Genomic DNA, 13765 nt, shown 5'->3' with positions numbered 1-13765 from the left:
CAATGGTGCAATTGGGGTACGTCCCCAACTGTGTCAATTTCGCGCGCCATTGGGGCACGCCCCCCTAACACACCCCGTAAACCGCCTAGGCGAGCTTGCTCCATTCGGCGGTCTCCTCTCGTATGCCCGCGCAGAAAGACGCAGCGTCCATTTCGCGCTTGCCGTCGGGCTTGATGGAGGTGACCTCGAGAACGTCGTCGGCACATGCGAGCGATAAGCGCTTATCGCTCATGAAACACACGCCTCCTGTCAGGCAGGGCGCGTGGCTCGCGACGGCGGCACGCATGATGCGCACCGGCTTACCGGCAACGATGCAGCGTGCGGGTGCCGCATCGGAAGATGCCAGCACACGACGCTCGTTACTCTGGGCGCTCACAGTGGGATCGAGGCGCAACTCCGCCTTGACGATCTTTGCGGCATGCGTCACGAGCGACTCATCCTGCTCGGTCCAGACGGCCGAACCGTCCGCGATGGCGGGAAGCGTGCTCACCAGCAGTTCGCCGCCGAGCTCGGCCAACTCGGCCGTCAACTCATCAGCGGACTTGCCCGGGACCGGGCAGCTCGCCTGAGCGCAATACGCGCCCGTGTCCACGCCGTGGCCGATACGCATGATGGACACGCCGGTCTCGGCATCACCCTCCAGGATGGAACGCTGGATGGGAGCCGCACCGCGCCAACGCGGAAGCAGCGAGGCGTGAACGTTCACGCAGCCGTGAGGGGCCATGGTGAGCACCTCATCGGGCAGGATGCAGCCGTAGGCGGCAACGCAAAAAATGTCGGCCTCGGCAGCGCGCAGGGCGTCGAGCACCTCGGGCGTCATGCGATTGGCCTCCATCACGGGCAAGCCAAGCCCAAGCGCGGCCTCCTTGACCGGCGACGGCTCGAGCTTCTTGCCGCGCGAGCGCACGGCGTCCGGACGCGTGAGCACCAAGGCGACATCGTGGGCGGCGGCGAGCTTGCGAAGCGAAGGCACGGCGAAGGCGGGCGTACCCATAAAGACGACGCGCATGGCTACTCCGTCTCGCCCGGCTTTGCGCCACGAGCAAGCGCCTCTTGATACTGCTTCATAGCATGCATGCGCTGCTTGGGGAGCAGGCGCTCGAACATCGTCTTGCCGTGCAGGTGATCGATCTCGTGCTGAAGGCACACACAGAACAGGTCGCCGGCGGCCTCGTAGCGAATGCACTCGCCCTCGAGGTTATAGGCCTCGACCACCACGTGATCGGGACGGCTGATCTCGCAATTAATGCCCGGTATGGACAGGCAGCCCTCGTTGTAAGGCACGAGGTTGTCGGACTGCTCCACGATCACCGGATTGATGAGGACGTAGGGGTCGTAATCCTTCTCGGAGGTATACTCGGTGTCCACGATGGCGAGCTGGATGGCCTCGCCCACCTGCGGGGCGGCCAGGCCGCAGCCGCCGTTCTCGAACATCTGGACCTTCATGCGCTCCACGAGGGCGCGCAGGTCGGAGTTGATTTCCTCGACCTCGGCGCACTCCTGGCGCAGACGCGGGTCCGGCGACAGCACGATACCGTTGATCTCCATGGTCTTCCTTTCGTACGCGGGCTCAAACCCGCACGTATTCACCGTGTTCTATAGTACCCGCATTGCCTTGCGAGGTGATGGGCGATATGTGCGCACGAAGCATCTCCACCGGCGCGTACGTCTCAATTTGCACCTGTCCCCAATTGAGACCCACTACATAAGGTCGAAGGCATCGACGTCGACGGCGATGCTCACACCGGGACGCGTGCCGGCGCGCGAGACCGATGCGCTCAGGGCTCCGGACAAATCACAGCCAAGCGGCGCCTTGACGATGATATGGAAACGATACCGGTCCTTGGCCCGCTCGATCACACACGGTGTGGGTCCCAAGATCTGCGGACGACCCAATAGCTCGCGAGACGAAAACTCTCCGTTGGCGCTGCCGATCTCGACCGCCGGGTGCAACATGGGAGCCTCGTCCAATCCGAACTCGGCGCGGAGCTCCTCCGCGATACGCACGACCAGGCCACGAGTGGCGCATTCCTCCCTTCCCCACACCAGCACGTTGGCGAGCCGCACGTACGGCGGATACAGGGCCTCACGACGCATGCCCAGGTCATGCTCGGTAAACAAGGACCGATTATGCAATTTGACAGCACGGATAACGGGTTCGTCGGGCAGGTAGGTCTGGATGATCACGCGACCCGGGTCCTCACCGCGACCGGCGCGACCCGCGACCTGCTCGAGGAGGTCGAACGCGCGCTCCCCCGCGCGGAAGTCGGGCATCTTGAGGGCGTAGTCGGCATTGATCACACCCACGAGCGTCACCTCGGGAAAGTCCAGGCCCTTGGCGATCATCTGCGTGCCGAGCAGCACCGCGCATTCGGCTGCATCGAACTGCTCAAGTAGCTTTTGATGCGCGCCCTTGGTGCGCGTGGAATCGGCGTCCATGCGGATTACCGCCACATCCCCGGGCAGCAGCGCGCGCAGGGCGTCCTCGACCTGCTGGGTGCCCAGCCCCATTTTGGCGAGGTAGCGGCTCCCACATTTGGGACAGGCGCTGCCGTACTCGGGGTATGGCCGCACGCGATAGGAGGAACCGCAGGTATGGCACTCGAGCGTGTGCGTGCGCTCATGATAGGTGAGCGCCGTGGAGCAGTGCTTGCACGTGGGAACGCACCCGCACTCACGGCACATGAGGAAGCTCGCGAACCCACGGCGGTTGTGGAGCAGCACGGCCTTCTGGCGCTTCTCCACAACCTCATCGAGCGCGTCGAGCAAAGGCTTTGAGAAGATGGAGCGGCTGCCGGAGGCGAACTCGCGGCGCAGGTCGGCAACGATGACCTCGGGCAGGCACGCGGTGCCGGGGCGCTCGGGCATCTCGACCCGGGTCCAGCGGGCGCCTCCGAACGTGCCCGCCTCGCATCGCGCAAGCGCCTCGGCCGACGGCGTGGCGGACCCCAGCACCAGGGCGCACCCGTGGAGCCGCGCCAACCTGGCGGCAACCTCGCGCGCATGGTAACGAGGGCTGCTCCCCTGCTTGTAGCTCTGCTCGTGCTCCTCGTCGATGACGATGAGTCCGAGGTCGGCAAGCGGGCAGAAGAGCGCCGAACGCGCGCCCACCACCACACGGGCGGCACCGGAGCGCACCATGTCCCATTGATCCAAGCGCTCTCCCGCAGAGAGGCGCGAGTGGAACACCGCGACCGCGTCGCCGAAACGTGATCGGAAGCGGCCCACGGTCTGGGCCGTGAGCGAGATCTCAGGCACGAGCACGCAGGCGGAGCAGCCCTGGGCGAGGACGCGCTCGATGGCGGCGAGGTAGACCTCGGTCTTACCCGAACCGGTGACGCCGTCCACCAGGACCACATCGCCGGATGCGGTCTCGGTCGCGCGCGCGATCGCGTTGAGGGCACTTCGCTGCCCCGCCGTGAGCTCTTTGGGCGCCGCGGCGTTCGCGGAAGACAGCGTGGTCGAGCCCTCGCACCCGCGCCAGCTGCGGCGCTCCTCCACCGTCACCACACCGCGCTTCTCGAGCGCGCGGATCGTGGCGGACAGGTCGCCGTTCATGAGATTGAGTTCACGCGTAGTGACGGGTCCGCAGGAGAGCGCCTCGATGAGCTGGCGCTGACGCACGGCGCGCTCCGCCGGCTCGAACGAACGCCCCTCCTCGGTGAGGCTCACCCAGCGGGCCGTGACGGGCGTCACCGCCGGCGGTTCATACGCATACGATCCGTCCTCCTGACGCACGACCTTGCCGGCGCCACCCGGGGGCAGCAGCAGGCGCAGGCACTCGGAGAGCGGCGCCACGTATTCGCGGCTCATCCAAAACGCGAGCTCGGCGGAGGCGGTGGAGAACGCCGGAGCGGCAACGACGTCACGAACCGGCTTGATGCGCGCGGGGTCGAGGCCCTCCGCGCCCGGGAGCTCCCCCAGGGTGCCCGCGCGCGCAACCACATACCCCGCCTCAACGCGGCGCCCAAACGGCACGAGCACCGTGGTGCCCACCCGGCAGCCACCATCCAGCGCGGAAGGCACTGCGTAGGCGAAGGGCTCGGACAGCGCTCGTGCCGGGATGTCGATCACCACGGAGACATAGCCCAACACGGGCTCCGAGGCCGCCCGCGCCACGTCTCCACCGGGTACGGCCCCTCCTAGGGGGCGAAGGGCGCCCGCTTGCGCAGACGCCCCCTGATCGGCCGTATTCAATTCGGGAAAGAGCGATTCCTGGCCCGCCATGCGAAAACCGCTACTCGGCCAGCCCGCACGCGGCGCGGAGCTCTGCCACGCGGTCGGTGCACTCCCAGGTGAAGTCCTCGTCCTCGCGACCGAAGTGGCCGTAGGCGGCCGTCTTCTCGTAGATGGGACGACGCAGGTCCAGGTCGCGGATGATCGCGCCAGGACGCAGATCGAACACGTGCTTGACGGCCTCGGTGATGGTGACTTCGTCGACCGCACCCGTGCCGAACGTATCAACCATGATGGACAGCGGGTAACTCACGCCGATGGCGTAGGCGAGCTCGATCTCGCAGCGGTCGGCGAGACCCGCGGCAACCACGTTTTTGGCAACCCAACGCGCGGCGTACGCGGCGGAGCGGTCGACCTTGGTGCAATCCTTACCGCTGAACGCACCGCCACCGTGGCGGCCCATGCCGCCGTAGGTATCGACGATGATCTTGCGGCCGGTGAGGCCGGTGTCGCCCATGGGGCCGCCCACCACGAAGCGGCCAGTGGGGTTCACGTAGAGGGTCGCACCCTCCCACGGGATGCCCGCGGCCTCCATGACGGGTGCGATCACGTGCTCGCGCATGTCGGCCTCGATGACGGACATGTCCTCGATCTCGGGTGCATGCTGCGTGGAGATGACGATGGTCTCCACCGCGACGGGGCGCCCGCCTTCGTAGCGAACGGTGACCTGGGTCTTGCCGTCGGGGCGCAGATACGGCAGCGTGCCGTCGTGGCGCACCGCGGCGAGGCGCTCCGCCAGGCGGCTGGACAGATAATGCGGCATCGGCATGAGCGTAGGCGTCTCGTTGGACGCGTAGCCGAACATCATACCCTGGTCACCCGCGCCGATGAGGTCGAGCGGGTCGGTGGTGCGGCCGGCCTGGGCGTCGAAGGACTCGTCCACGCCCTGCGCGATATCGGGGCTCTGCTCGTGGATAAGGTTAAGCACGCCGCAGGTGTCGCAGTCGAAGCCGAACTTGGCACGGTCGTACCCGATGCGACGAACGACCTCGCGCGCGATATTCTGCACATCGATGTAGGCCTCCGTGCGGATCTCGCCGGCAACGATCACGGTGCCGGTGGTGACGAAGGTCTCGCATGCGCAGCGGACGTTCTCGAGCTTGGCCGGCTGGCCGCTGGGTGCGATATAGCCCTTAGCCTCGAGCTCGGCCTCCTTCGCGAGGATGGCGTCGAGAATGGCGTCGGAGATCTGGTCCGCGATTTTGTCGGGGTGACCCTCAGTGACCGACTCGGAGGTGAAGACGAAGGAATCTGCGCCGAAGTCGGCGGCGCGAGCCGGTTCCATGGTGGAACGATTCTCAGTTGGCATGGATGCCCCTTTCATTTAGACGCCCGGCGACCGTTACCATTCCGCCGGGCATGTAGCTGAACGATTGTACCGCGCATGCGCTTTTCGCGCGCATCGTCAAGCGAACAACATGCGAACGCTATAATGGCTCTGTTTGAACGTATGCCTTCTGCAACCACAAGGAGCACGAGAATGAGCGATTCCGTCCGCGTCCGCTTTGCGCCCTCGCCCACCGGCAAGCTGCACATCGGCGGCGCCCGCACCGCCATCTACAACTGGGCCTTCGCCCGCGCCAATGGCGGCACCTTCATCCTGCGCATCGACGACACCGACCCAACCCGCTCCACCGACGAGAACACCCAGATCATCCTGCGCGCCATGCGCTGGCTGGGACTCGACTGGGACGAGGGCCCCGAGGTCGGCGGTGACTTCGGCCCCTATTCGCAGACCGAGCGCCTGAACCTCTACAAGCAGACCGCCGAGCGCCTGCTCGCCGAGGGCAAAGCCTACCCCTGCTTCTGCACGCCCGAGCAGCTGGCCGCCGACCGCGAGGCCGCCCAGGCCCGCAAGGACCCCTTCCAGGGCTATCAGCGCCGCTGCCGCGACCTCTCGCCGGAGGAGGCCCAGGCGCGCATCGACGCCGGCGAGCCCTACGTCCTGCGCATCAAGGTGCCGGAGGATCGCGGCAACGTCGTGATCAACGACGCCGTCCACGGCGAGGTCACCTTCGACGCCAAGGAGCTCGATGACTTCGTGATCTTCCGCTCCGACGGAACCCCCACGTACAACTTCGCCACCGTGGTGGACGACGCGCTCATGGGCATCACCCACGTCATCCGCGGCGACGACCACCTCTCCAACACCCCCCGCCAGGTCATGGTCTACGAGGCTATGGGCGCCCCGGTACCCGTGTTCGCCCATATCTCCATGATCTTGGGTGCCGACGGCAAGAAGCTCTCCAAGCGCCACGGCGCCACCTCCGTGGAGGAGTACCGCGACGCCGGCTACCTGTCCGACGCCTTCGTGAACTACCTGGCGCTGCTCGGCTGGTCGCTCGATGGCGAGACCACGGTCATCCCGCGCGACGTACTCGCAAGCCAGTTCAGCCTGGAGCGCATCTCCAAGAACCCCGCGACCTTCGATCCCAAGAAGCTCGACTGGATGAACGCCGAGTACATCAACGCGATGTCCAACGCCGACTTCGCCGATCAGATCATGCTGCCGGAGCTGCTCAAGGCCGGGCTGATTAAGGAGGGTTTCGAAGCCGATGCGGCATGGCTCGACGCCCTTGCCGAGATCGTTCGCCCGCGCACCAAGATGCCAGCCGACGCCGCGACCGTTGCCGCGCCCGTCTTCGCCACCGCCGAGACGCTCGCGTACGACGAGAAATCCGTGTCCAAGGGCCTCGCCAAGGAGGGCATGGGTGCGGTGCTCGACGCCGCGCGTACCGCACTTGAGGCCGTGACCGACTGGACGGCCGAGAACATCGACGGCGCGCTCGAGCCTCTACCCGAGGTACTCGATGTGAAGAAGCGCCTGGTGTTCGGCGCCGTGCGCGTGGCAGAATGCGGCAACATGGTGAGCCCCCCGCTCGGTGAGACCATGGCGCTCATCGGCCGCGACGACTGCCTCGCCCGTATCGACCGCGCCCGCCCGATGGCGCTCTAGTCCGTCAACCTGTCCGGAACCCCACATATCTTGCCTCTGCGCTCAGCTTCGCGCTGCTCAGAAATCGCTTCGAGGCAAGATGTGTGGGGTTCCTGCATTTACCCACTCGAAGCCATCGGACGGGCGCGATCGCTCCGGTGCAGCTCGCCCCGACGATTCGCTACACTTATTTTGTTGTTGCGTGATTTGAACGCTGGATGTTCGGATTCGTGATGGTCAGGGCGCGCATGGGGTTTACGCCCTGCGCGATTTCTGAGCAAAGCGAAGCTGAGCGCAGGGCGTAAACCCCATGCGCGCCCGTCGACAAGGAGAGACCATGCCCACCAAGCCGCTTTCGTTTGCGACCACCTCTGCGTTCGAGATCTTAGGGCCAATCATGGTGGGCCCCTCGTCCTCGCACACGGCCGGTGCCCTACGATGCGCTCGCGTTGCCGCGACCTTGCTCGAGGGCGAGCCCACACACGTCACCTTTACCCTGTGGAACAGCTTTGCCCATACGTACCGCGGCCACGGCACCGACCGCGCGCTCGTGGCAGGTGTCCTCGGGCTTGATACGGATGACGAACGCATCCGTGATGCGTTCTCGCTCGCAAAAGGAAAAGGACTCGACTACAAGTTCGTCATAGGCGGAGACGACCCCTCGATCCATCCCAATACGGTTGACATTGCACTCGAAAGCTCGAAGGGATCGTCGTGCAATGTGCGCGGCGAGAGCCTTGGCGGAGGTAAGATGCGCATCAGCGCGATCAATGGCGTCCACGTTGAGATCTCGGGGCTGTACACGACGCTCTTCGTCGCTCACCTTGATGCTCCGGGGGCCCTCGCCGCGCTCACCGGCGCCCTCGCGAAAGCCCACATGAATATCGCCTTCTGCCGCACGTACCGCACGGAGCAGGGCGGGCATGCGTATTCGGTCTTTGAGACCGATGGCGCACCACAGCATGGCGTGCTTCCCATCGTCCGCTCGCTCGACCTGGTGACCTACGCGACCTTCATCGAGCTCCCCGGCTCGGTCGCTACCCTGGGCCCCGGAATCTCCGTACCCGATCTATTCGATGACGCGGCGCAGCTGCTCCAAGCGTGCGTAGAGCACGATTCGAACATCGGACACGTCATGCGCATGCGCGAAGAGCGCATGGTTGGCGCCGATCGCGCGCGTCGCTGCATGGAGCGCGTGATTAATGTCATGCGCGAGGAAACGACCAAACCCCTCGTAGATCCGCAGCGCTCCCTTGGGGGCTTCCTCAACGGCGAAGCACAACGTGTCCATCTCGGAAGCGCGCTGCATGCCCCAAGCCTCCTTGGCTCGACACAAACCGAGGCGGTCGCGCGTGCGATGGCGGTGCTCGAGCGCTCGGCAACCATGGGCGTCATCGTCGCAGCCCCCACCGCCGGCTCCGCGGGTGTCGTGCCGGGATGCGTGCTCGCAGTGGCGCCTAAGCTGGCACATGACCGGGATGCAATCGACACGATGATCGAGGAAGCCTTGTATTGCGCAGCGGCAGTAGGGCTCATCCTCTCAACGTCCGCCTGCGTGGCGGGTGCGGAGGGCGGCTGTCAGGCTGAAGTCGGATCTGCAGCGGCCATGGCGGCGGCGGCGTTGGTCCAAATGCATGGGGGAACGCCCGCACAGGCGCTCGATGCGGCGTCGATCACCCTTTCCAACCTTCTCGGCCTTGTGTGCGACCCTGTGGGCGGGCTCGTCGAGGTGCCCTGTCAAAACCGTAATGCCATCGGTGTCGCGGCAGCATTCACCTCGGCTCAGCTCGTGCTCTCGGGCGTGCACGCCCTCGTGCCGCTTGACGAGATGGCAAAGGTCATGCTCAATGTGGGGCACGCCCTCCCCTCGTCGCTACGTGAAACGGCCAAGGGAGGCATCGCCGTGGCTCCCTCCGCCCTGCGTGCCTGCGACCGGTGCGGCATGTGCATGGCCTAGTTGTGCACGATCACGCAATCGCCCACTTGAATGAGGTTGTAGAGTTCCCCCGCTTTATCCGTGGGAAGATTGATGCAACCGTGGCTACCCGCCCATAGATATGCAGTCGGATTCGTGAACACGGAGGGCGACTGCCAACTCGCATCGTGCAGACCAATGAGATTGCCCACAAACGGCATCCAGTACGCAACAGGCGAACGGTAGTCAGGCTCACCGTCTTTATCCATATCCATGCCGATGAGCGTCTCGTTTTGACGCTTGGCATTCAAGATGTACACACCGGTGGGCGTGGCGTCCCCCTCATTCGGGTTGCCCGTCACGCAGCCACTCTCCCACAGGATATTGCCCGACGCATCGTAATAGCGGCAATGTTGCTCGGTGAGGTCGATATCGCAGTAGGCACCCCAGTCCTTCTCGCCCTTGGCCGTCCAAACGGCGGCATTCTGGAGCGTCGGGATGTCGATCTCGCCTACCTGCTTGTTCGCGACGGCCTCCTGCAGGAGCGTCACCAACTGTTGCTCGTCGCTATTCCAACCATAGGTGCCACCCGAAACCGTGACGACCTTGCCGTCTGGACGCGTATACGTCCTCTGGCAACCGATGGTGTCGAGCTTAGTCTCCGCAAGATCACGCACCCACTGGGCAAGGGGTTCCGTACTCAATGTGGGCTTGAGGGACTCGTCGAACGTCATCCACTGGACAAACGTGGCCCCGTCGAGCGTAGCGACCACCGATCCGCCCATCTTCAAATCGACATCGGTTCCAATCAAGCTATTGGCTTGATCTATCGCGGCCTGCAGCTCAGACTCCGATGCCCCGCCCGCGAGCGGAACAAAGCTCCCCTCATCGAGCGTCACGCTTTTACTCAGGGTCGAAATCGCCCGCAACGCGGCGACCTCAATGGCCTCCTTGTCGAGCCTTTGATTGGAACGCGCCTTTTCCAGCGTGAACTTGCCCGCATCGGCGTCATACGCTCCCGCGGCGTCGAACGTACCAGTGCGCGTCTCATTAAATGCATCGAGGGCAGCATCCAAATCGGCGAGGAAGGCATCGCGGTCGAATCCTTGCGGCAGGTCGATCTGGTCGAGTGAGACCTCCTCAGCACCATCGGCACTCGACTCGACGGCATCATTGGAATCAGTATTGGAGAGCGCCTCAACCAGGCGGACCGGCCACTCGAACGGATCGTTCGCACCGATGGTGCGATCGACCGCGGCCTCCGCGTCAATCACCTCACTGGCGGACTCCGGATCGAACGTCCAGGTAAAGCCATCGCCCTCAACCGTGAGCCTATAGCCCTCCGCGGACGAACGGACGCGTGAAATCGCAGTGTCGCGGGTCATAAGCGATACATCGGTGTCGGCAATGACCGTGTTGGGGTAGCACACGTTGCCGAACAAGACGACGCCGCCTCCATAGGCGATGACGAGCACGGCGAGAACGACGCCGAGCGCGATGAGAACACGGCGCCCGCGAGAGCCGTTCGGCGTGCTTGCGGGCTTGTCGCGCCAGTGACCCCCGCCTGAATGCGCTGGCCCGCGCCCGCCCTCGAACGATCGTCCGTCCGCACCATGGGAAAGTGACACCGGTGACATGACGGTCGTCTTCTCTTGCATGGGCGATGGCATGTTCTGCAGTGGCGTGTTCATCTTGAAGATCAGCTCTCATGGTAATCGTTGTCTGAACGCAGCCATTATAGCTTAGACGAGCACCGACAACTGGAGGCCAATCGCTCGCAAATGGCGAGGTATCGCTTGCGTAAACCCCACTTACAGAAGTGTCACATAACGTTAGTGCCGCGCGATTTTACAATGGAGACACATGCCCGAAATCACCGGCACCGTTCGCATCAAACGCGATTTGGAGGCACATCTTGTCAACCCGCATCCTCCTGGTCGAAGACGACCCCCTCATCATCGAGGCTCTCACCGAGCTCCTCGTCGAGTCGGGCTATCACGTCGACACCGCGGACACGCAGCAGCGTGCCATCGAACTCGCCGTGCCCGCAGCGGGATTGCATCCCTATCAGCTCGTGCTCCTTGACGTCACGCTCAGGCAGGGCAACGGATTCGCAGTCTGCGCAGCCATCAAGGAGAACACTCCGGACGTCCCCGTGATCTTCCTCACCGCATCCGACGATGAGTTCAACACGGTCACCGGGCTTCAAATGGGTGCCGACGACTACGTTGCCAAGCCCTTTCGCCCACGCGAGCTGCTCGCCCGCATCGCCGCGACCATTAGGCGCTCGCAGCCAAGCAGACGCATCGTGGGCCTCGGGCCCATACGTATCGACACCGATCGTGCGTATGTCGAACGGGCGGGCAAGGAGCTCACGCTCTCGGCACTCGAATATCGCCTGCTGTTGCTCTTCGCCACCAATCCTGGCAAGCTCGTGACACGCGACAAGATACGCGACGCCCTTTGGGACAGCGCAGGGACCTACATCGAGGAGAACACGCTCTCCGTCTACATCAAGCGCCTGCGCGACAAGATTGAAGACGACCCCAGCCACCCCAGGCTCATCCAAACCGTCCGCGGCATGGGCTACAAGGCGGAAGGGTAACCGATGCTGTTGAGGAATCGAGAGGTCAGATGCGCCCTCCTTGTCTGCCTCACCGTGACGATAGCGGGAAGCATTGCAGCGTATCTGGGAACGCTGCACCTGGTTAAACAGATTCAGAGTCAGTCTTATCTTGTCATGACGGGCATAGTGCAAGAGAGCACAACGAACGCAATCACGTTCACCTCATCTGCCGGAGCCATCGCCATGGTGGCGGGGCTTTGCACCCTCGCCACGGGGTCACTGGTCACCGGTGTCTTCATCATTACCACCCGTCATCGGTACCGTGAGCTCGCACGCATGGCGCAGAATCTGGACCGTGTTCTCGCCGGGGAACGCGACATAAAACTACGCGACATGAACGAGGGAGAGCTCGCCATTCTCTCCAGCGAGATCGGCAAGGTCATCGCACGCCTGCACCTCACCGTCGATGAGCTGCAGGCAGAAAAGCTCGCCCTCTCGGACGCGCTTGCCGATATCTCGCATCAGCTCAAAACGCCCTTGACCTCCATCGCCATCAGCACCGAGCTCATCCGCGACCGTCTGGCCGAACGCGGGGACGCACGTGACATGGTCGAACGCCTGCGTCTGGTGCAAAGGCTCCAAGGGCGCGTTGAGGACCTGGTGTCCGCTCTGCTCAAGCTCGCGCGGATCGACGCCGGCGTCGTCAAACTCGTGAGCGGCCCGGTCGACGCCTCCGAGCTTGTGCGCAAGAGCTTTGAGCCCCTCGCCATCGCCTTCGATATCGCTGGTGTGGATTTCTCCTCATCCGTTCAGGAGGGATCCGGATACGAGGGCGATTTGTCCTGGAGCATCGAGGCGCTCGGCAACATACTCAAGAACTGCATGGAGCACACGCCGGCAGGGGGACGCGTGACCCTGTGCGTCACGCAAGATGTCCTGGCGTGTCGCATACGCGTGGAGGACACCGGCCCGGGCATCGCCGAGGCCGACCTTCCCCACATCTTCGAGCGTTTCTACCGCGGGGAACGAGGTCGTGCCGAAGACGAGCCCTCGACCGAGGTGAATCCGGCGGGAGTCGGCATCGGACTTTCGCTCGCCAAAAGCCTCGTCACGGCCCAAGGAGGCACCCTCACCGCCGAGAACGTTCGAGATGAGGCAGGCGCGGTCACGGGGGCCGCATTCACCATCGTCTTCTTCAAGACAGTCGTGTAGGGGGCAACGAGCGATTGCGGATCCACACGCTTTGTGTCACGGACCGCTTCGCTCAAGAACCGCCCTTGCGACATGCAACACCGCCCAATGCCTGCTGCCACCGCCCCCCAACGCCACGGGATCATTGCGCACGTGACATATCTGTCACCCCGCGGTCATGGCATGGAAAGGACACTCGTCCAGTATCGTAGACAAGCATCCACCAGGCGAAAGGACGGCCATGAACATCCTCGAAGTCGAGCATCTCACCCGCGTATACGGATCGGGCGACACGGCCGTGACCGCCCTCGACGATGTGAGCTTCTCCGTCGAAGCAGGCGAGTTCATCGCGATCATCGGCAGCTCGGGGTCGGGCAAATCGACCCTCATGCACCTCATGGGCGGCGTCGACCGCCCCACCTCCGGCACCGTCAAGCTGCAGGGGCAGGACATCTTCGCCCGTAGCGATGAGCAGCTGGCCGTATTCCGTCGTCGGGAGGTGGGACTGGTCTACCAGTTCTACAATCTCATTCCCGTACTCGATGTAGTCGAAAACATGACGCTTCCCGTCCTCATGGACGGACGCACCATCAACGAGCAGCGGCTTTCGGCGCTCATGCGCGCGCTCGGCCTCACCGGTCGCGAGCACTACCTTCCTAACCAGCTCTCCGGCGGCCAGCAGCAGCGCGTCGCGATCGGTCGAGCCCTCATGAACGCCCCCTCCGTTGTTCTCGCCGACGAGCCCACCGGCAATCTCGATTCGAGAAACTCCGCCGAGATCATGAACTTGTTGAGGGCCTCGAACAAACAATTCAAGCAGACCCTCATCGTCATCACCCACGGCGAGGATGTCGCGCTTATGGCCGACCGCGTGATCGCCATCGAGGACGGCCGCGTCGTGAGTGATGAGCGGAGGGCATAA

Annotated in this window: 10 protein-coding genes; 5 read left to right on the top strand and 5 right to left on the bottom strand. The window is 64.1% G+C overall.

The annotated features are described in order from the left end of the window. Positions 1 to 85: 85 nt before the first annotated feature. The 4 genes from fmt to metK form a co-directional block, all read right to left on the bottom strand. Positions 86 to 1009: a methionyl-tRNA formyltransferase gene (gene fmt / locus DWV48_RS05280; RefSeq protein WP_118653785.1), complete on the bottom strand. Its 924-nt coding sequence runs from the start codon at positions 1007 to 1009 to the stop codon at positions 86 to 88. A gap of 2 nt (positions 1010 to 1011) precedes the next feature. After that, entirely contained in the window at positions 1012 to 1548 is a 537-nt protein-coding gene (def, locus tag DWV48_RS05275) for a peptide deformylase (protein ID WP_118653784.1), read from the bottom strand. 153 nt (positions 1549 to 1701) lie between these two features. Next, on the bottom strand, positions 1702 to 4227 hold the full coding sequence (gene priA, locus DWV48_RS05270; RefSeq protein WP_118653783.1) for a primosomal protein N': 2526 nt from the start codon (positions 4225 to 4227) through the stop codon (positions 1702 to 1704). Positions 4228 to 4237: 10 nt separating this feature from the next. Further along, positions 4238 to 5545 carry a methionine adenosyltransferase gene (gene metK, locus DWV48_RS05265; RefSeq protein WP_233546178.1) on the bottom strand — a complete coding sequence of 436 codons (1308 nt, stop codon included), beginning with the start codon at positions 5543 to 5545 and terminating at the stop codon, positions 4238 to 4240. A 171-nt stretch (positions 5546 to 5716) separates the two neighbouring features. Between metK and gltX the strand changes: the two genes are divergently transcribed. Both gltX and sdaAA read left to right on the top strand, forming a co-directional pair. After that, positions 5717 to 7192, top strand: a complete 1476-nt coding sequence (gene gltX, locus DWV48_RS05260) for a glutamate--tRNA ligase (RefSeq protein ID WP_118653782.1) — start codon at positions 5717 to 5719, stop codon at positions 7190 to 7192. A 316-nt stretch (positions 7193 to 7508) separates the two neighbouring features. Beyond that, positions 7509 to 9128 (top strand): L-serine ammonia-lyase, iron-sulfur-dependent, subunit alpha, encoded by a 1620-nt coding sequence (gene sdaAA / locus DWV48_RS05255; protein WP_118653781.1) that lies wholly within the window; start codon positions 7509 to 7511, stop codon positions 9126 to 9128. Here the strand turns inward: sdaAA and DWV48_RS05250 are convergent. Beyond that, complete coding sequence (locus DWV48_RS05250) at positions 9125 to 10744, bottom strand: L,D-transpeptidase (RefSeq protein ID WP_233546176.1); 1620 nt, start codon at positions 10742 to 10744, stop codon at positions 9125 to 9127. The genes sdaAA and DWV48_RS05250 overlap by 4 nt on opposite strands. A 257-nt stretch (positions 10745 to 11001) precedes the next feature. Here DWV48_RS05250 and DWV48_RS05245 point away from each other — a divergent pair, with 257 nt between their 5' ends. The 3 genes from DWV48_RS05245 to DWV48_RS05235 all read left to right on the top strand — a co-directional run bounded on the left by DWV48_RS05245 (position 11002) and on the right by DWV48_RS05235 (position 13765). Further along, positions 11002 to 11691: a response regulator transcription factor gene (locus DWV48_RS05245; protein WP_118653780.1), complete on the top strand. Its 690-nt coding sequence runs from the start codon at positions 11002 to 11004 to the stop codon at positions 11689 to 11691. 147 nt (positions 11692 to 11838) lie between these two features. Continuing rightward, positions 11839 to 12864, top strand: a complete 1026-nt coding sequence (locus tag DWV48_RS05240; protein WP_233546174.1) for a sensor histidine kinase KdpD — start codon at positions 11839 to 11841, stop codon at positions 12862 to 12864. Between the two features lie 220 nt (positions 12865 to 13084). Beyond that, entirely contained in the window at positions 13085 to 13765 is a 681-nt protein-coding gene (locus DWV48_RS05235) for an ABC transporter ATP-binding protein (protein WP_118653778.1), read from the top strand.

The organism is Collinsella sp. AF08-23 (genome assembly GCF_003479805.1).
Taxonomy (GTDB): Bacteria; Actinomycetota; Coriobacteriia; order Coriobacteriales; family Coriobacteriaceae; genus Collinsella.
Note: the sequence above shows the minus strand (reverse complement) of the source record. Positions and strands in the feature narration are given on the sequence as shown.

Bases quoted from the DNA above. Each gene is read 5' to 3' on its own strand.
- DWV48_RS05235 (WP_118653778.1), top strand. From the start codon at position 13,085: ATGAACATCCTCGAAGTCGAGCATCTCACCCGCGTATACGGATCGGGC.
- metK (WP_233546178.1), bottom strand. From the start codon at position 5,545: ATGCCAACTGAGAATCGTTCCACCATGGAACCGGCTCGCGCCGCCGAC.
- priA (WP_118653783.1), bottom strand. From the start codon at position 4,227: ATGGCGGGCCAGGAATCGCTCTTTCCCGAATTGAATACGGCCGATCAG.
- gltX (WP_118653782.1), top strand. From the start codon at position 5,717: ATGAGCGATTCCGTCCGCGTCCGCTTTGCGCCCTCGCCCACCGGCAAG.
- fmt (WP_118653785.1), bottom strand. From the start codon at position 1,009: ATGCGCGTCGTCTTTATGGGTACGCCCGCCTTCGCCGTGCCTTCGCTT.
- sdaAA (WP_118653781.1), top strand. From the start codon at position 7,509: ATGCCCACCAAGCCGCTTTCGTTTGCGACCACCTCTGCGTTCGAGATC.
- def (WP_118653784.1), bottom strand. From the start codon at position 1,548: ATGGAGATCAACGGTATCGTGCTGTCGCCGGACCCGCGTCTGCGCCAG.
- DWV48_RS05250 (WP_233546176.1), bottom strand. From the start codon at position 10,744: ATGCAAGAGAAGACGACCGTCATGTCACCGGTGTCACTTTCCCATGGT.